This window comes from Opitutia bacterium ISCC 52 (assembly GCA_014529675.2).
Lineage (GTDB): Bacteria > Verrucomicrobiota > Verrucomicrobiia > Opitutales > UBA2995 > UBA2995.
Map to the genome: position 1 here is coordinate 3740514 of CP076040.1, position 14702 is coordinate 3755215.

The 14702-nt window shown below is 48.3% G+C and carries 18 protein-coding genes and 1 tRNA gene; 10 read left to right on the forward strand and 9 right to left on the reverse strand.

What is annotated here, in order from left to right; all coding sequences use genetic code 11:
* Window positions 1-2: 2 nt before the first annotated feature.
* Window positions 3-533: a shikimate kinase gene (locus GA003_15870; protein ID QXD27479.1), complete on the reverse strand. Its 531-nt coding sequence runs from the start codon at window positions 531-533 to the stop codon at window positions 3-5.
* Between the two features lie 97 nt (window positions 534-630).
* Here GA003_15870 and GA003_15875 point away from each other — a divergent pair, with 97 nt between their 5' ends.
* Entirely contained in the window at window positions 631-975 is a 345-nt protein-coding gene (locus tag GA003_15875; GenBank protein ID QXD27480.1) for a hypothetical protein, read from the forward strand.
* Between the two features lie 18 nt (window positions 976-993).
* On the opposite strand, the gene GA003_15880 is transcribed toward GA003_15875, so the two are convergent.
* The gene (locus GA003_15880) at window positions 994-1860 is read right to left on the reverse strand and encodes an SCO family protein (GenBank protein QXD27481.1); all 867 of its coding nucleotides are present in this window, start codon (window positions 1858-1860) and stop codon (window positions 994-996) included.
* A 228-nt stretch (window positions 1861-2088) separates the two neighbouring features.
* Here GA003_15880 and GA003_15885 point away from each other — a divergent pair, with 228 nt between their 5' ends.
* The 3 genes from GA003_15885 (at window position 2089) to GA003_15895 (ending at window position 5891) form a co-directional block, all read left to right on the forward strand.
* Window positions 2089-3084 carry a COX15/CtaA family protein gene (locus tag GA003_15885; GenBank protein ID QXD27482.1) on the forward strand — a complete coding sequence of 332 codons (996 nt, stop codon included), beginning with the start codon at window positions 2089-2091 and terminating at the stop codon, window positions 3082-3084.
* A complete protein-coding gene (gene cyoE / locus GA003_15890; protein QXD27483.1) occupies window positions 3081-4010 on the forward strand; it encodes a heme o synthase in 930 nt (309 codons plus the stop codon). Before GA003_15885 ends, cyoE begins: the two co-directional genes overlap by 4 nt.
* 84 nt (window positions 4011-4094) lie before the next feature.
* Window positions 4095-5891: an SLC13 family permease gene (locus tag GA003_15895; protein QXD27484.1), complete on the forward strand. Its 1797-nt coding sequence runs from the start codon at window positions 4095-4097 to the stop codon at window positions 5889-5891.
* A 25-nt stretch (window positions 5892-5916) separates the two neighbouring features.
* Here GA003_15895 and GA003_15900 read toward each other — a convergent pair whose 3' ends face one another.
* The gene (locus GA003_15900; GenBank protein QXD27485.1) at window positions 5917-6702 is read right to left on the reverse strand and encodes an MBL fold metallo-hydrolase; all 786 of its coding nucleotides are present in this window, start codon (window positions 6700-6702) and stop codon (window positions 5917-5919) included.
* Window positions 6703-6845: 143 nt separating this feature from the next.
* On the opposite strand from GA003_15900, the gene GA003_15905 reads away from it, so the two are divergent.
* The gene (locus GA003_15905; protein ID QXD27486.1) at window positions 6846-7511 is read left to right on the forward strand and encodes a hypothetical protein; all 666 of its coding nucleotides are present in this window, start codon (window positions 6846-6848) and stop codon (window positions 7509-7511) included.
* A gap of 35 nt (window positions 7512-7546) precedes the next feature.
* Here the strand turns inward: GA003_15905 and GA003_15910 are convergent, their stop codons facing one another.
* The 3 genes from GA003_15910 to GA003_15920 are packed head-to-tail and all read right to left on the reverse strand — an operon-like array spanning window position 7547 to window position 9103.
* On the reverse strand, window positions 7547-8083 hold the full coding sequence (locus GA003_15910) for a hypothetical protein (GenBank protein ID QXD27487.1): 537 nt from the start codon (window positions 8081-8083) through the stop codon (window positions 7547-7549).
* Complete coding sequence (locus GA003_15915) at window positions 8080-8547, reverse strand: hypothetical protein (protein ID QXD27488.1); 468 nt, start codon at window positions 8545-8547, stop codon at window positions 8080-8082. The genes GA003_15910 and GA003_15915 overlap by 4 nt, the downstream gene beginning before the upstream one ends.
* A complete protein-coding gene (locus GA003_15920) occupies window positions 8531-9103 on the reverse strand; it encodes an RNA polymerase sigma factor (GenBank protein QXD27489.1) in 573 nt (190 codons plus the stop codon). Before GA003_15920 ends, GA003_15915 begins: the two co-directional genes overlap by 17 nt.
* Before the next feature lie 568 nt (window positions 9104-9671).
* Here GA003_15920 and GA003_15925 point away from each other — a divergent pair.
* On the forward strand, window positions 9672-10073 hold the full coding sequence (locus tag GA003_15925; protein ID QXD27490.1) for a hypothetical protein: 402 nt from the start codon (window positions 9672-9674) through the stop codon (window positions 10071-10073).
* A 116-nt stretch (window positions 10074-10189) separates the two neighbouring features.
* Entirely contained in the window at window positions 10190-10726 is a 537-nt protein-coding gene (locus GA003_15930; protein ID QXD27491.1) for a hypothetical protein, read from the forward strand.
* On the opposite strand, the gene GA003_15935 is transcribed toward GA003_15930, so the two are convergent.
* Window positions 10723-11742 carry a hypothetical protein gene (locus GA003_15935; protein ID QXD27492.1) on the reverse strand — a complete coding sequence of 340 codons (1020 nt, stop codon included), beginning with the start codon at window positions 11740-11742 and terminating at the stop codon, window positions 10723-10725. The genes GA003_15930 and GA003_15935 overlap by 4 nt on opposite strands.
* A 141-nt stretch (window positions 11743-11883) precedes the next feature.
* On the opposite strand from GA003_15935, the gene GA003_15940 reads away from it, so the two are divergent.
* Together GA003_15940 and larA are read left to right on the forward strand one after the other, a co-directional pair.
* A tRNA-Asp gene (locus GA003_15940) sits at window positions 11884-11960 on the forward strand.
* A gap of 133 nt (window positions 11961-12093) precedes the next feature.
* The gene (gene larA, locus GA003_15945) at window positions 12094-13365 is read left to right on the forward strand and encodes a nickel-dependent lactate racemase (GenBank protein ID QXD27493.1); all 1272 of its coding nucleotides are present in this window, start codon (window positions 12094-12096) and stop codon (window positions 13363-13365) included.
* On the opposite strand, the gene GA003_15950 is transcribed toward larA, so the two are convergent.
* Window positions 13362-14036: a hypothetical protein gene (locus tag GA003_15950; protein ID QXD27494.1), complete on the reverse strand. Its 675-nt coding sequence runs from the start codon at window positions 14034-14036 to the stop codon at window positions 13362-13364. The genes larA and GA003_15950 overlap by 4 nt on opposite strands.
* Before the next feature lie 120 nt (window positions 14037-14156).
* Window positions 14157-14300: a hypothetical protein gene (locus GA003_15955; protein ID QXD27495.1), complete on the reverse strand. Its 144-nt coding sequence runs from the start codon at window positions 14298-14300 to the stop codon at window positions 14157-14159.
* A gap of 32 nt (window positions 14301-14332) precedes the next feature.
* On the opposite strand from GA003_15955, the gene GA003_15960 reads away from it, so the two are divergent.
* Entirely contained in the window at window positions 14333-14674 is a 342-nt protein-coding gene (locus tag GA003_15960; protein QXD27496.1) for a PhzF family phenazine biosynthesis protein, read from the forward strand.
* Window positions 14675-14702: the final 28 nt, after the last annotated feature.

Consider the following 14702-nt stretch of genomic DNA (forward strand, 5'->3'; position numbering starts at 1 on the left):
CCTCAAAGACCGACTTTGCGTCTGTATATCCGGATAATATGTGAGACGATGTCGTTTACGCCGCGACCATCCGTAAGCACTCCAATTCCAGCCTTACTATAGATAGGTGTCCGCTCTTTCAACAATCGCTCAATCTCCACTTTCGGATCTTCTACATTGAGAAGCGGCCGGTTCTTGTTCGAACGTGTGCGTTCGTAAACCGTTTCCGGAGACGCGAATAAAGTAATGACTACCCCCTTGGCCTGAAGCATCTCGGTCAAACCAGGTTGAAACACCAAGCCACCACCGGTAGAAACCACACATCCCTCACTGTCATGACCCGATTCGACAAATGCTTTTTCCATGGCACGAAAGGCTGACTCACCTTGGGTCTCGAAAATCTCGGGAATGCTTATTCCAGCTTTCGCCTCAATAGCATGATCGCTATCGATAAAGGTATACTCCAGCTGCTGTGCAAGCTGCCGCCCAATCGTCGACTTACCGGTTCCCATAAAACCGACGAGATAAATATTGGGTCTGGAGCTATTTGACATATCTCTTTATCTGAAAGTGATTAATACGAATTACAAGCGTTCCTTCATCAAAGAAGAGCTTAGCTCTGCTCTTTTCATAAGATAAAACCTTTATTATATGCCTCAGATATCCGTCATCACCAATCAACCAAAGCCCAAAGATGAAGCATCGCTGAGAAAGCAGCTTTCGTCCCAATTAGCCGAGTGGCTTAACAAGCCGGAGTCCTACTGCATGGTGCATACGCAATTCGATGCTGGGTTATCCTTCGGAGGCACAGAGGAACCGGCAGCAACGGTAGAACTAGCCTCACTCGGGTTAAGTGAGGACCAACCCGCTCAATTAACACCTCTCATCTGCGATTTCCTACTTCAGCAGCTAAACATTGAAGCCACTCGGGTATACATCCGTTTCGATTCTCCCGCTCGAACACATTGGGGATGGGATAAAAAGACCTTTGGTTAGAACAGGCAGCAACTGCCCCTAGTTCCAGCCTTTGAGCATCACCTCAAGTCGATTGTATACGTCTTCTAATTTCCATCGCGTTCCAGGAATACGATGAAAGATCTTTCCTTGCGTATCCAAAACCAAGACCACCATGGAGTGGTTGAGAATGGTTTTTTCACTCGGAGCGACGACAACGCCGACCTGCTTGGTAAGATAGTCTAAAGTTTTCTTAGACCCTGTAAGCATCCAATACCCCCCATGATCGACACTCCGCTCGTCTAAGAATTCGTAGCACAATCCAGGCGTATCAAACTCTGGATCCAGACTGACAGATACCAAACACACTGAATCCGCCAATCCTGCGGCTTCTAGTTTATCCTGCAATTCTGCCATGCGATCAGCCGTGGCTGGACTCATCGAAGGCACCTTACCCCGTGTGAAAATAAAATTGAGAACGATGGCTTTGTTCTGAAACTCCTCGGCAGTAATCAAATCTCCCAATTGGTTATACATCGCAAATCGAGGAAGATCGTCCCCCACCCTCAAGATGCCCTTGCTAACAGCACCAATGCGAGGTCGGGTGAGGTCTCTATTGATAAGCATCATGGAGCGCTCAGCTTGAGGCTCAGCAGGCCAGATATTTTCCAACGATAAAACACCCCCTTTTTCTACTAATCGCCCCTTGATGATACTCTCAGGCTTCGCAATTAGATGATCTCCGGCTCCGACTATCAATTCAAGCTCGCCCGCCTCTTCTGCAAATCCACGGATCCCGTCATGTGCAGCCACTATCTTGGGCTCTTCCTTATTCACCGAACGAATAACACCTGAAAAAGACCAGGATCCATCGGCTAGAAGCACCTCAGGCGAAAGGCATAACAAACAAAGCAATAGCAGTTTCATCGGGGATTTAGACGTATGTTCTAGGAGAAAGTTCTACAATTTTTATGGGAGATGAAAAAGTAAGAGAAAGACTAGACTTTGAATCTGATTTTTTGCGGATGGCCAAACTGTAAATTTGGAATACACATCTTTTTACAGTTTAGTTGGTCCAAAAGGTTGATTTCCCGATCAAAATCGATCTTTTTGGCTCTCACCTTTTTTAAAGCAACTATCCGAATCAATAAAACCGTGTCTAAATCCGCAGCCTACAAGCCATTATTGGCATTTTATAGCCTGTTCGTCTTATTTGTGACGACCTTTCTGCTTTATGCCGGAGGGTTTACCACATCCATTGGCGCAGGAATGGTCTTCCCAGACTGGCCGCTATCCAATGGTTCTCTCAATCCCAAGGGCTGGTTGGAGAACCAAGCCATGCTGGCAGAACATAGTCACCGCCTCTTGGGCGCAACGATTGGCCTGCTCACTTTGAGCCTCGCGATTTGGATATGGGTAAAGGACAGCCGGAAATGGATGCGTATACTAGCAATTGTATCTTTGGTAGCCGTCATTTTGCAGGGTCTACTTGGTGGATTTCGAGTGCTATTCAACAGCCTGCAATTCGCCATGATTCATGGCTGCCTGGCTCAAGTCTTCTTGTGCATGCTTGTATCTATCGCAGCTGGACAATCCAGCTGGTGGTTCCGCGACCTTTCGTTTCCGCCAAAAGGCAAAGCCAAGATAAGAGGGTTTGGTCTGGTCGTGTGTGGACTCATCTTTGTGCAACTGATCATCGCCGCCATCATGCGTCATTCCGGTGCCGGGCTCGCTATACCGACCTTTCCGCTGACCCCAGAGGGAGGTATCATTCCTGAAGCCTGGAATTTCCGCATTAGCATCCATTTTGCTCACAGAGCGATGGCTTTGGCTATCTTTGCGGTCTATATCTACTGGGCGAGTCGCATTCTGACCACTAAGGAGCTAGACGGCCGAATTAAATTGTTTTGCGGTATTGGGCTGATACTCCTCTTCACTCAAGTAACTCTTGGAGCTATGGTCATTTGGACCTACCGGAGTCCGATTCCCACTACGGTTCATGTTATCGTAGGAGCCTTCCTTTTCGCCACCACATGGCTGATTACATTTTTCCAATACAATCCAGCATTGAAAACAACACTCCCTACATCTGAAGAAAACATAGAGTCGGTTGACTTTTCCGAAGTTTCCACCGGACAATCTCATTCATGAGTCAGGGAGATTCCAACTCAGCGGTCGATTCATCGTCACCACTGATACCAGAACCCATCGCGGGTAAAGCACGTCTTGCTGATTACTTGGAATTGACCAAACCCAAGCTGAGCTTGATGTCGATCATTACGGCATTGCTCGGCTATTTTGCAGCAAGTCCGGTTAAGAACGTACCCGTCTTCCTCGGATTGACGATCGGGACCTCCTTTGCTGCAGCTGGAGCTGCTGTGCTCAATCAGTGGTTTGAACGAGATGCAGATAAAAAGATGAAGCGGACACAGGATCGGCCCATAACCCGTGGAGTTATCTCGCCACTGACTGCTTTGTTTCTAGGCGTTGTGCTAACGATCGTAGGGATCGCAGTATTGTTCGTTTGGACCAACTTGTTGACTGCCTGGCTCGGCCTTGCGACCGTCATCATCTACGTAGTCATTTACACTCCACTCAAACAAGTGACCCCATTAGCCACGGAAATCGGTGCCCTTCCCGGAGCTATTCCCCCTCTGATGGGTTGGACAGCGGCTACAGGCTCCATTTCTACCTTGGGCTGGGTACTGTTTGGCATTCTCCTTTTTTGGCAAATGCCACATTTTATGGCCATCTCGTGGATGTATCGTGAGGATTACCAACGCGGTGGGTTCCGCATGCTGGTATCAACTCAGAACGGCGCGGTAAAAATCAGCTACAGCGCTATTTTCTACACCATACTACTGATAGCAGTTACCTTGGTTCCCATCCTTCTATCCATCACTGGACACCTTTACTCGGCCGGAGCCACAATCCTAAGTGCCTTTATAGGCTGGCGAGCCTGGCAGTTCTTTAAGGCCGTCGATATGGATGGGCCCGCGAGAAAACTCTTTTATGCCTCCATTATTCATCTCCCTTTGCTATTTGCCGTGCTCGTGGTAGATCGTTGGTTGTTTTAAAACCACAAACGGAATCACACTTTACCCCGACGGTGGCGTTCCTCTATTTTGCAGTCACAATATTGGATTTCTCATTAATTACGTATGACATTGGATATCGTATTAGTGTTCGCTATTCTGGCATTAACACTCGCTAGCTTCGTCTGGGAAAAAGTGCCTGTCGAGGTAACGGCTATCTCGGCCTTTGCCCTGATATTGGCCCTGGGCTTATTACCTGTGGACTCCGCACTCAGCGTGCTGGCAAACCCTGCGCCCGTAACCGTCGGTGCCATGTTTATGGTGAGCGCCGGATTGGAAAGGTGTGGAGCCATCGAGATCATGACCGGCTATTTCAAAAAATTAGCCAAGGCGGGTTACATCCCCTTCCTATTTGTCATGATACTGTCGGTGGCGTTTGTCTCGGCGTTTATTAATAATACCCCGGTCGTCGTAATATTCATGCCAGTATTGCTGAGCTTGGCACGAGAGATGGATGTTCCGGCCTCCAAACTACTGATTCCACTCTCCTATGCATCTATCTTCGGTGGAGTCTGTACCTTGATGGGAACCAGCACCAATATCCTTATAAGTGGTATCGCAGAGACCTACGACATGGCCCCTTTCTCCATGTTTGAGCTGGCTAAGGTCGGTCTACCCCTGCTTGGACTAGGGACGATCTACCTTATGGTGTTTTCAAGGAAACGGCTACCCGTTCGTGAAACACTGACCCAAATTCTGTCACCCGAGGAACGGCGTGAATTCATCACAGAAGCCTTCATAAACGCTCACTCTCCTCTTTCAGGAAAAGGAATCATCGAATCTGGAATCCTGAAAACGCCAGGTGTTCGCATTCTGGAAATCGTGCGATCCGGCATGCCAATGGAAGATCCATTGAATAAGATTACCCTTCAATCAGGAGATCGACTGGTATTGGCCTGCAAACCCCACGGGATAGCTCAGGCAAGGAGCTTGGAAGGTGTTGATTTCCTTGGAGAAATTGGCGAGGGGCTCGAACAGGTAGCCGCATCAGAAGGTTCAATCGTGGAAGGCTTTATTGGACCCGCTTCCTCTATCGTTGGTAAGACGGTGGGAGAAATCAATTTCCGCCAACGCTTCCATATGATCGTTCTCGCATTGCACCGACGAGGCAAGAACGTGCGAGAAAAGCTGCAAACACTGCCGTTGGAATTTGGTGACACGCTACTCATGATGGGCACCGATCAAGCCATCGGATCGTTGAGAAATTCAAACGACATTATTTTGCTCGATAAACCTCACGTGCCCTCAAGGAGCAGACGGAAAAAAATCCCCATAGTGTTGGCAACCATTCTAGGTATCGTTGGATTCACCACTTTCACCAACTTCCCCATCGTAGCGTCGGCGATTATTGGAGTCGCAGTGCTTCTTGTAACCAATTGTGTAAGTTCCAAGGAGGCCTTTTCATCGGTGGGCTGGAACATCATTTTCCTCATCTATGGGATGTTGGCACTCGGACTGGCCATGCAGGAAACGGGCGCCTCTACTCTGATCGCAGATAATGCCGTCTCAGCTGTGAATTCCTTTGTAGCGCCTCAGTGGCAACCTTACGTGATGCTAGCCGTTATGTATCTCATGTGCTCGATACTCACTGAGATACTTTCAAACAACGCTACGGCAGCTTTACTGGCACCGGTCGGCATTGGCATAGCAGCCAGCATGGGAGTGGACCCTCGAGCGTTCTTGGTCGTAACTGCAATCGCTTCTTCGGCCAGCTTTGCTACACCCATTGGTTACCAAACCAATACCTTTGTTTATGGTGTAGGTGGCTACCGATTCAGTGACTTCATTAAATTTGGCCTGCCGCTCAACCTGATGTATTTCAGCGTAAGTATTTTCCTAATACCAATGGTCTGGCCCTTCTGAAACTAGAAGCCCCTTCCTGAAAGAATCACAATCGAACCCTCAAGCCGTCGAAGGAAAGGTTCACTCGATCCGGCAATTGCATGTCCACTTCGTCGTGATCGACATGATGAGTCATGTGGATCAAATAGGTTTGTGGAGCACCAATAGAGTTAGCAACTTCCACTGCTTCCTCGATGCTCATATGAGTCGGGTGCGGGTCATGCCGCAAACCATCGAGCACCACCATGTCCGAATCGCTGGCGAGTTCACGAGCCTCTTCACTCACCGACTTGCAGTCGGTATAGTAAGTAAATTTCTTACCGGATGACGCTTCGGTAAACACTAATCCCATAACTTCAAAGCGGCCATGAGGTAACACCGTCGTTTCCAGCGTCCCCCAAGGAAACTCCAACGTCCCATGGCGTTCCACCGCATGAGGGATAAACGCCGGGTAACCACGAAATTCAGGACGATCTCGAACTGCATAAGGATACATGAGGCGCATTCGTTCCAAGACCTCCTCGAAGGCATAGACGGGAACACCCTCCCCTTCTCTAAAATCAACAAACCGTCGAAGATCATCCATACCAGCCACATGATCTGCATGAGCATGGGTGAGAACGACCCAATCAATATGATCCACTTGGTGGGCAATACATTGGAGTCTAAACTCTGGAGAAATATCAACCTGGACCGCGTGGTCACCCATGCGGACATGGATCGAAGTCCGCGTCCTCCGGTTCTTGGGATTGTCACTGGTACATATGTTGCAGTCGCAACCAATCATGGGCACTCCGTGTGAAGTACCAGTCCCCATAAACACAATCTCCATAAAGGGAGAAGGGAGTTCATTTCCCAAAAGGGGACAAGGCAGAAGTTTAAGATTCTTAAGAAGAGGGCTAATAAAATGATAAAAAAGGCAGGATGCCCTTTTAAGCTATGAATGGCATGCACACTGCTCTATGATTTTAACCAATGAATCTCGTCCGTCCAAAATGTCGGACTCGCCTGTCCGCTGAAGATTTTGTATTTATCCAGTCGGTGCTTCTTGAGGCCGCGCAGGATGAAATAGCTTTGAAGTCTCTCCTTCTCGACCCGGAGATGCTGGACGCCATCTTGGATCAGAGTGAATTGTATGAGGCGATTCAAGACCGTGCCTTAACCGTAAATATTTCAGCTCAGCTCTATTTCTATGTTTTGGTCCGGCAAACTCTGCTAAACGCCGATATCGATGATCGGGAGATGTCAGATTATATCGCCAGTTTGCTCATCAGCTTTTCGAGGGAAGATCATCAGAAAAAACTGTTCCCCGAGTTGAAAGAGCCTATGCACTACTTGATCGATATCGTGACTCAGATTGAAAAGTCCGATTACTATCACAGATTTTTCTTATACGCCCACCTGGGGAATCAAACACTCTTTCTCTCAGGACTCTTCCCCAATCACATCCGTCACCGGGAACAACGCCGAGCCGCTCCCGGACTTCGCTACTACGAATCCATGGGCAGGAGTCACTTTAAGGCCGCACGCAATCACCCATTGGCTAAAGAGTTCGCGATGCAGGAACTCTACGACGATCTCTATCAGAGTTTTTATGAAACTCGGCAGGCCTTAAATGGACTGGCAGATAAACTGTACTAAAAAAAGACCCGGATCGATGATCCAGGTCTTACAAATTAATTTTGGGTCGATTCGCCACTACTCTCGTTAGTCGGTTCTTTCATCCTAGGTGGTCGTTCTCCAAGTTCTCCATTGCGAGGACCACGCTCCCCTCTGCCGCCACGTTCTCCATTGCGAGGACCACGCTCCCCTCTGCCGCCACGTTCCTCCCAACGTTTTCGACGTTCTTCCAGCCACTTTTCAAATTTCACCTGCTGCTCATCGGTCATGAGCTCACGAATAGCTGCCTGTTGAGCACGACGGATTTGGTCAAGTGAAGGCCGTGTGTCCAGGTAAAGGGTCTCATAGAGCTTTTGGGAATCATCAAGAATCTTTCGAATACCCATCTGTTGTTCTTCAGTAAGGTCATACTGATTGGATAAACGATTCTCGATGTGTTCAATAACCCCTCGCTCCATTCTAAAGGGATCCAGGCCAGGGCCGATCGTACGTGTTGGACGCCCACCCAATTGTTTGCTGGCGACAAAACCGGATAGTCCTCCAATCGCGAAGACTATAACGAGAATAAGCGCTGCCTTTACAGACGGGTTCATAGCCAGTCAGACCATTCGGCTTCGGCTTCCGCTTCCACTGAGTTCATGGTCACGAGTGGATCCGCGTACTCGGAATCATATTCGGAGTCTAGCATAGAGGTCGTACCGGCAAGCACTAGCAAAGCTACAAACGCAGTTCCCACTCCCAGCTTGACGAATCCAGGAGTGAACAAACGAATGATATCGCTGGTCCAATCGGCTTCAACGTCTTCGCGGACAGTGCCACTGCGCAACAGACTTTCCAACATAGCACGCACCGCATAACGGACGTCGACTGGAGCAGGAGATTCTTTCCTGCTTGCGGCGACCATTTCGGCCCAGCTTTGTTGTTTGCTACTACTTGACAGACTCTCCAACTCAGCACGCACCGAAGAACGGACGTCCACATGAACAGGAGATTCGTTCCTGCTTGCGGCGACCATTTCGGTCCAGCTTTGGTTAGGGTTGTTATTCGGAGATGTCATAACGATTTAGTAATTTACGTAATTTTTTCTTTGCTCGAAAGCTTTTAACTTTGGTTTTTGATAAGCTCCACCTAGTTGCTTCAGCTACCTCTGCTAGGGGGCGCTCTTCCAGGTAATGCATGGTTAACAGGAGTCGATCGTCGGCCGGTAACTCAGAGAGCAGTTGTTGAACTTGCTCGGTGATTTGATATTCTTGTTGAATATCCGTGCGATCTTCCAGTCGCAACAATTCCAGCTCGTTGGACTCTTGCCCAGGTGAGGCGAGAGACACCGGAGTACGCTTGGACCGGCGAAAATAGTCATGACCCGTATTGTAGGCGATACGACGTAGCCAGTTTTCAAAAGGTGCTGTGGGTTTCCACAAGTGCAGTTTGCGATAGGCCTTTATGAAGGTATCCTGCACCAGATCTTCCAAATCGGACTGATGAGGACAGAACCGAAACAAACATCGGGAGATCATCCCTTGGTGTTTCACAACGAGCGTATCAAAGGCTGCCAAGTCGCCATCACGGGCGCGCTCTACCAATTGTTTGTCTGTTTCAGCCTCTGAATCCATTTTTGCTTCAGAAACTGCTAGAGTAATTGAACTGGGATAACAATGAAACACTTCTGGCTTTTTTTACCCTGAGATAAACTCAGGCCCTGTATGTTAAAGAACAGGTTATTAGGTTTTGACACCATGAGCAGTCTGCTTGCGCCTGACCTGTTGAATTCGGTTAAATGATTGAAATGAATCCTCGTTGAGGACCATTGAAATGGATAGCCTCCAAGGAGCTTGGTGAGCCTTTCCAATGTAGGACAGTTTCTTCATAGCATGCTGCGGGTTTTTAACAATGGATTCATTTCCGATATCTTTCTGATTATTAGCGAATTAATCCTCTAAAAACCCTGAATTTTGTCTCTGCAGCAATAACGTGTCATTTTTTCAAAGGGTTACACGATTAGGAGAAAAACTGGCAACTTCTCCCACGGTTGTTCTTAAAACCTTAAATTAGCCTTACAAAAGGCTTGATTTCTGAAGATTTTGGAATGATTTTTGCTCCCTTTTTTACCGGATTTAAGAGAATTAACCCACTTGGCGCACACTTTCCAGAAGGAAACTAACAAGCAACCAATGCAAAGCTATGCCAGCTAAGAAGGTAACCAAAAAAACCACAACCAAAAAAACCGCGGCCGAAAAGGCTCCGAAAGCTAAAAAAGCACCTGCCAAAAAGGCAGTCGCTAAGAAAGCTCCAGCCAAGAAAGCCGCAAAAACACCAGCAGCGAAGAAGACAGTCACCACTATTGTGGCCAAATTCGACGTCGGTTATGGAAATACACTTCTCTTACGAGGAGATGCTCCAGGACTGAGCTGGGACCACGGAACGATCATGGAAAACGTCGACGCCGAAACTTGGCAATGGACCACGTCCACCGCGAAGTCGGACTTCGAAGTCAAATTCCTGATCAATGACACCACTTGGCCTCAAGGAGAGAATGTCGCTGTAAAACCCGGCACCACTGTTGGCATTGCGCCCAGCTTCTAATTGAGCACATGTGAGAAAAAGAAACTGAAATGAGAAGCCCCGGATTCGTCCGGGGCTTTTCTTATTCCTGCGTTGACGCGTTTTACATCGCCTCAACATGCTGAACTACGAATCTCATGATCGAACCTTGTCCATACCTACCTGATGCAGATCCATCCATGGACTGGCGCTCCATGCAGGAAAGCAAGTCTGTCTCGAACGCACAGTTCTATAGGACCGCCCTTGGCTATGGGCAGGTGCTTTGGCTGAAGAACCTACCTGCAAGGGCTCTTCTGGCCATTGATCGAGCCTTATTGACTTCCCTCACGGGAAAGGAACCTGAGATTCAGGATTGGCCACTCCCCTACCGTGCCATGGCCTGGATGCTTGCTCACTATGATGATGCGGCCTTCGTCGGAAATCCACGGGTGCACTTTCAGCACCTTGCAACGCGCGTTCGCGGAGACCGCCATGAACAGCGCAAATGGAGAGCATGGGCCTGCTGTTACCTGGCCTGCTTGCAAAGGCCGTTGCTACCTGGAGACGAAAAGCAAGGAATAGAGGAACCGACACGCACCGATATTGAAGCCGGATTAGAGCAATACGGAATAGAGCGTGAGCTGGAAACCTGGCTAGAGGTTGTCGAAGCGATCGAAGCCGCCAATCTGGCTTAAAGCTCGCGATATTGACCTTGGTATCGCCCCACCAAATTAAGGAGCTCTGCCTTGTGCTGAGGCTTTACTTGGAATCCAACGAAATGAAGGCGTGCATCCTTTTCTGATACTTCCTGCAGACGATGGATATCGCGTGACAACTCTTCCCAAGGAACGTTTTGACTGCCCCCCGTTGACTTCGTCCTTTGAAAATCTCCATCTGAAATAATAAAAATGACATCGGGCTGCCATGCGAAAGCAGCTTCGAGTACAGACTGAACGCCATTGATATCCTGCCGAATCCAATTTCTCCCAGATTTCCCATCGGTACGGAATTCGTTTTGGAGCCACTCCACTCCAGCTGCCTTGTTAGACTTGGTGCCTGTGACCAGGTAGTCCTCAAAGATATCGTAACTACGACTGAATTGAATCAAACCAAACAGAGTATTCGCATTGATCCCCTGAACAAGCTCTGCCGCCTCGGCCTGCAATTGGCGAATTGAAACACCGCTCTTTTTCGCCTTTGTCACAACCGACTGTGAAATATCGAAAGCCACAACCACCCGTGATGCCTGATCCTCAATACCAAAGAAACTGACCTTAGAACTCTCGGAGACGAGACCTTGGAGAGATCCCATCAACCCGGAGGCTCCCAACAAGGCAGCCGTGTCATCAAGTGAGTTGGCCGCATTATCAAATGGATTAAACTCCTGACTGGGGAGACTCGGAAGAGATGGCATATCAGCACTGATTAGAGCCTCGGTGGTCAAAAGCTCCATCAAGGCAGGTTTGCTGGCTACTTGCTGAAACTCAGAAAGAGCCACAGAGTGCTCCAGTTCGCGCTGAGGCAGATAGATCGTTTTTTTCGCAACAAATTCGGGATCCTTTTTAATGCTAGGAATAACGACCACTACGAATACCGCCGCGAGCAAGATACCCACTTGAATAATTAAAGCCCAAATGAGCGGCCCAAACTTAAATTTCGGAGTGGTCCGCTTTTCATATTCTTGAAGCGATTTTCCCTGGCGAAATTGCATTTTTCCCTATCCTGGTGGAGCTCAGAAAAATTCAACGGCAGAGTGAAATTTCCCTAATATCGAAAAAAGTGAAACTTTGTCGATAATCCCACTTGACTAGGAATTATTTCCTCATCATACGTTTCAATCTTCTATTTCCAAGGGGTAGTAGCTCAGTTGGTTAGAGCGCCGGCCTGTCACGCCGGAGGCCGCGAGTTCGAGTCTCGTCTATCCCGCCACTTTTTGAAGGTCTGCAATTTCGCAGGCCTTTTTTGTTGTACGAGTCGTCGCACACTCGAACCGCGGCCTTTTTAGGTTCCCATATCAGCCAATAAAGTCCACATAGGTGTTAAAGGACACGCAATGGAACACATGAGCGCTAATACCAGGTTGGATTATGGAGAGACAGGGCTCTCAGTCGACTTAGAGGGGTTGAACCCAACTCTTCTTTCCCCCAAATTCTTACCGGGCCTTCCCGATGAAGGAAAAGCCTTTCATCATTCAGCAAATAACCCAATTGCTAGCGATCCACTAAAAGCCATCGTAGGTGCGGATGAGACGGTGGCTATCGTGATTCCGGATATTACGCGGGCGCTTCCCAACGAACGATTACTCAACTGGGTGTTCCAGGAGCTGGCCCATGTACCGCGAGAAAATTTCACGATCATTTCAGGAACGGGGACACATAGGGAGAACACTCCTCAGGAATGGGTCTACATGGTTGGTGAAACGATTTACCAAGAGTATCGTTGTATAAACCATAATGGATTTGATGAAGCGAGCCTCACTCCGGCAGGGACTTCGTCTTTTGGCTACGATGTGTATTTTAATCGCGAATACGCAGCAGCAGATCGACGTATCATCATGGGGTTCATAGAGCCACACTTTATGGCGGGTTTCTCCGGCGGCTACAAAGCAGTCTTCCCTGGAGTCACCGGCGTGGACACCATCATGAAGTACCATAGCGCCGAGAACATTGGGCACCCAGGCAGCACTTGGGGCAATCTCGACAATAATCCTACACAGGACAATGTCAGAGCAGGAGGTTCCTTAATCCCAGTTGATTTCCTCGTAAATATAACCCTCAACAATAAGCGAGAGATAACCGGCTTTTTCTTAGGGCATCCCATCGATGCACACAATGTAGGCTGTAAGTTCTGCAAGGACACCGCGATGATTCCTTGTGAGGATGCGTTTGATATCGTTGTAACTTCAAACAGTGGTTACCCGCTCGATCAGAACCTTTACCAAACCGTTAAAGGCATGTCAGCTGCCTCTCAAATCGTTAAGAAGGATGGGTTAATTATTTCAGCCTCGCGTTGCAATGACGGCTTCCCTGATCACGGAAACTTTAAGCGCTTCCTTTTCGAGAACGCATCCACACAAGCTATGTTAGACAAAATTTGCTCACCTGGTTTTGAGCTCATGGATCAATGGCAGGTGCAGCTATTAGCGATCATCCTTATAAAAACACGCGTGGGTCTCTACAGCGAATTGTCGGATAAGGACGTCTGTAAAGCCCACCTCGAACCGGTAGCTGACATCAGATCAACAATCGACTCGGAGATCCATCGACTTGGGGGAACGGCACGCATTGCAGTTCTTCCGGAAGGGCCACTGACCATTCCATATCTGAATACCTAGAGATCAGGAATGATTTCTGGATATACCTGTCCCGTCGCACTGACCTTAAATATATAGACAAGGCCTGGCCGAAGCTCGCTGTAGACGGCTGTTCCGAATACCGCTTCAATACCGTATTCTTTTAAACGGTGTTTCTCATGGGCTAAATCCCAGATCTCCGACCAAAACAACTCCCGTTGATCAATGGGTAATCGAGCTAATAAGCCACGGTACCTTTCTGGTTCACGACCATGCACTTCAATGGGAAAGCCATCATTGGGTGCCATGTGTTCGCCATAGATTCTCCTCCATAAATAAAGCGACCTCGCTTTTCCATCACTGACAAACTCGTCACTAAACTTCACTATAAGGGCGTCGAAATGCACTACATTTCCCTCTATCGTAAACTCGCTGTTGAATACGATCTCGAGTGGATCATCTCTGGATGTCTCCACAAATTTAAGGGTAGTGAGAAGTTTTCCGGATTCATCACTTTGATGCACAACCTTGGCATAACCAATCTGATCTTCATCCGTAAGATTCTCAATCGCCTGCTTGAGCTCCTTATTCTCCGTCAGTAACGCCTGAATGGTCAGGCCCGTTTTAAGAAATGCCACTCCCAGGATTCCCCCGACTGCGATTCCAGCTACGGAAATCCCTCCCCAGAAAAATTTGGCTGACAGTGATAACATAAAGGCAACAAGAACAATTATTCTCTGAGACTACAAGCACGCAGCATGGATCCATTGTTTGGATACAAAAAGGGCGTTCCACCAAGCCGGAACGCCCTTTTGTTTTGGGTCATCAGGGTACTATTCAGGATAGTCGTAAATTTCTAAGAGTCCATAACCAGAAGAATTCTCTGCTCCACCAACCACTGCGGTATAGCTGCCTGGCTCCAGAGTGGCCACAATGGTAGGCTCTCGATCGTCGCTGGGAGGAATGCCTGGGTGCACATCCTGTCGAGTGCTTCAAAGGCGAAGATTACATGGCGGTGCTAGATAGCGAGGACACTTTAATCAATTTGCAGCCAGACTTTCGCCAAATGGCTACTCTGCCTTGCCGAGGAATCACCGTCACAGCCCCCGGTGATCAGAGCGATTTTGTATCCCGTTTTTTCGCACCACAGTCCGGAATTGACGAAGATCCGGTAACCGGTTCTGCACACTGTGCTACAACACCGTATTGGGCGAAGCGTCTTAAGAAGGATAAGTTAACGGCCATCCAAAGATCCAAACGCGAAGGTCATCTGATCTGCGAAGTAAAAGGTGACCGTGTGTTGATTACAGGACACGCAAAGCGGTTTCTCTCAGGCACCATCCATTTATAAAAAAGGAGCCTGACCGAATATCAGCCAG

Bases quoted from the DNA above. Each gene is read 5' to 3' on its own strand.
- GA003_15870 (QXD27479.1), bottom strand. From the start codon at position 533: ATGTCAAATAGCTCCAGACCCAATATTTATCTCGTCGGTTTTATGGGA.
- GA003_15875 (QXD27480.1), top strand. From the start codon at position 631: ATGCCTCAGATATCCGTCATCACCAATCAACCAAAGCCCAAAGATGAA.
- GA003_15880 (QXD27481.1), bottom strand. From the start codon at position 1,860: ATGAAACTGCTATTGCTTTGTTTGTTATGCCTTTCGCCTGAGGTGCTT.
- cyoE (QXD27483.1), top strand. From the start codon at position 3,081: ATGAGTCAGGGAGATTCCAACTCAGCGGTCGATTCATCGTCACCACTG.
- GA003_15895 (QXD27484.1), top strand. From the start codon at position 4,095: ATGACATTGGATATCGTATTAGTGTTCGCTATTCTGGCATTAACACTC.
- GA003_15900 (QXD27485.1), bottom strand. From the start codon at position 6,702: ATGGAGATTGTGTTTATGGGGACTGGTACTTCACACGGAGTGCCCATG.
- GA003_15905 (QXD27486.1), top strand. From the start codon at position 6,846: ATGAATCTCGTCCGTCCAAAATGTCGGACTCGCCTGTCCGCTGAAGAT.
- GA003_15910 (QXD27487.1), bottom strand. From the start codon at position 8,083: ATGAACCCGTCTGTAAAGGCAGCGCTTATTCTCGTTATAGTCTTCGCG.
- GA003_15915 (QXD27488.1), bottom strand. From the start codon at position 8,547: ATGACATCTCCGAATAACAACCCTAACCAAAGCTGGACCGAAATGGTC.
- GA003_15920 (QXD27489.1), bottom strand. From the start codon at position 9,103: ATGGATTCAGAGGCTGAAACAGACAAACAATTGGTAGAGCGCGCCCGT.
- GA003_15925 (QXD27490.1), top strand. From the start codon at position 9,672: ATGCCAGCTAAGAAGGTAACCAAAAAAACCACAACCAAAAAAACCGCG.
- GA003_15930 (QXD27491.1), top strand. From the start codon at position 10,190: ATGATCGAACCTTGTCCATACCTACCTGATGCAGATCCATCCATGGAC.
- GA003_15935 (QXD27492.1), bottom strand. From the start codon at position 11,742: ATGCAATTTCGCCAGGGAAAATCGCTTCAAGAATATGAAAAGCGGACC.
- larA (QXD27493.1), top strand. From the start codon at position 12,094: ATGAGCGCTAATACCAGGTTGGATTATGGAGAGACAGGGCTCTCAGTC.
- GA003_15950 (QXD27494.1), bottom strand. From the start codon at position 14,036: ATGTTATCACTGTCAGCCAAATTTTTCTGGGGAGGGATTTCCGTAGCT.
- GA003_15960 (QXD27496.1), top strand. From the start codon at position 14,333: ATGGCGGTGCTAGATAGCGAGGACACTTTAATCAATTTGCAGCCAGAC.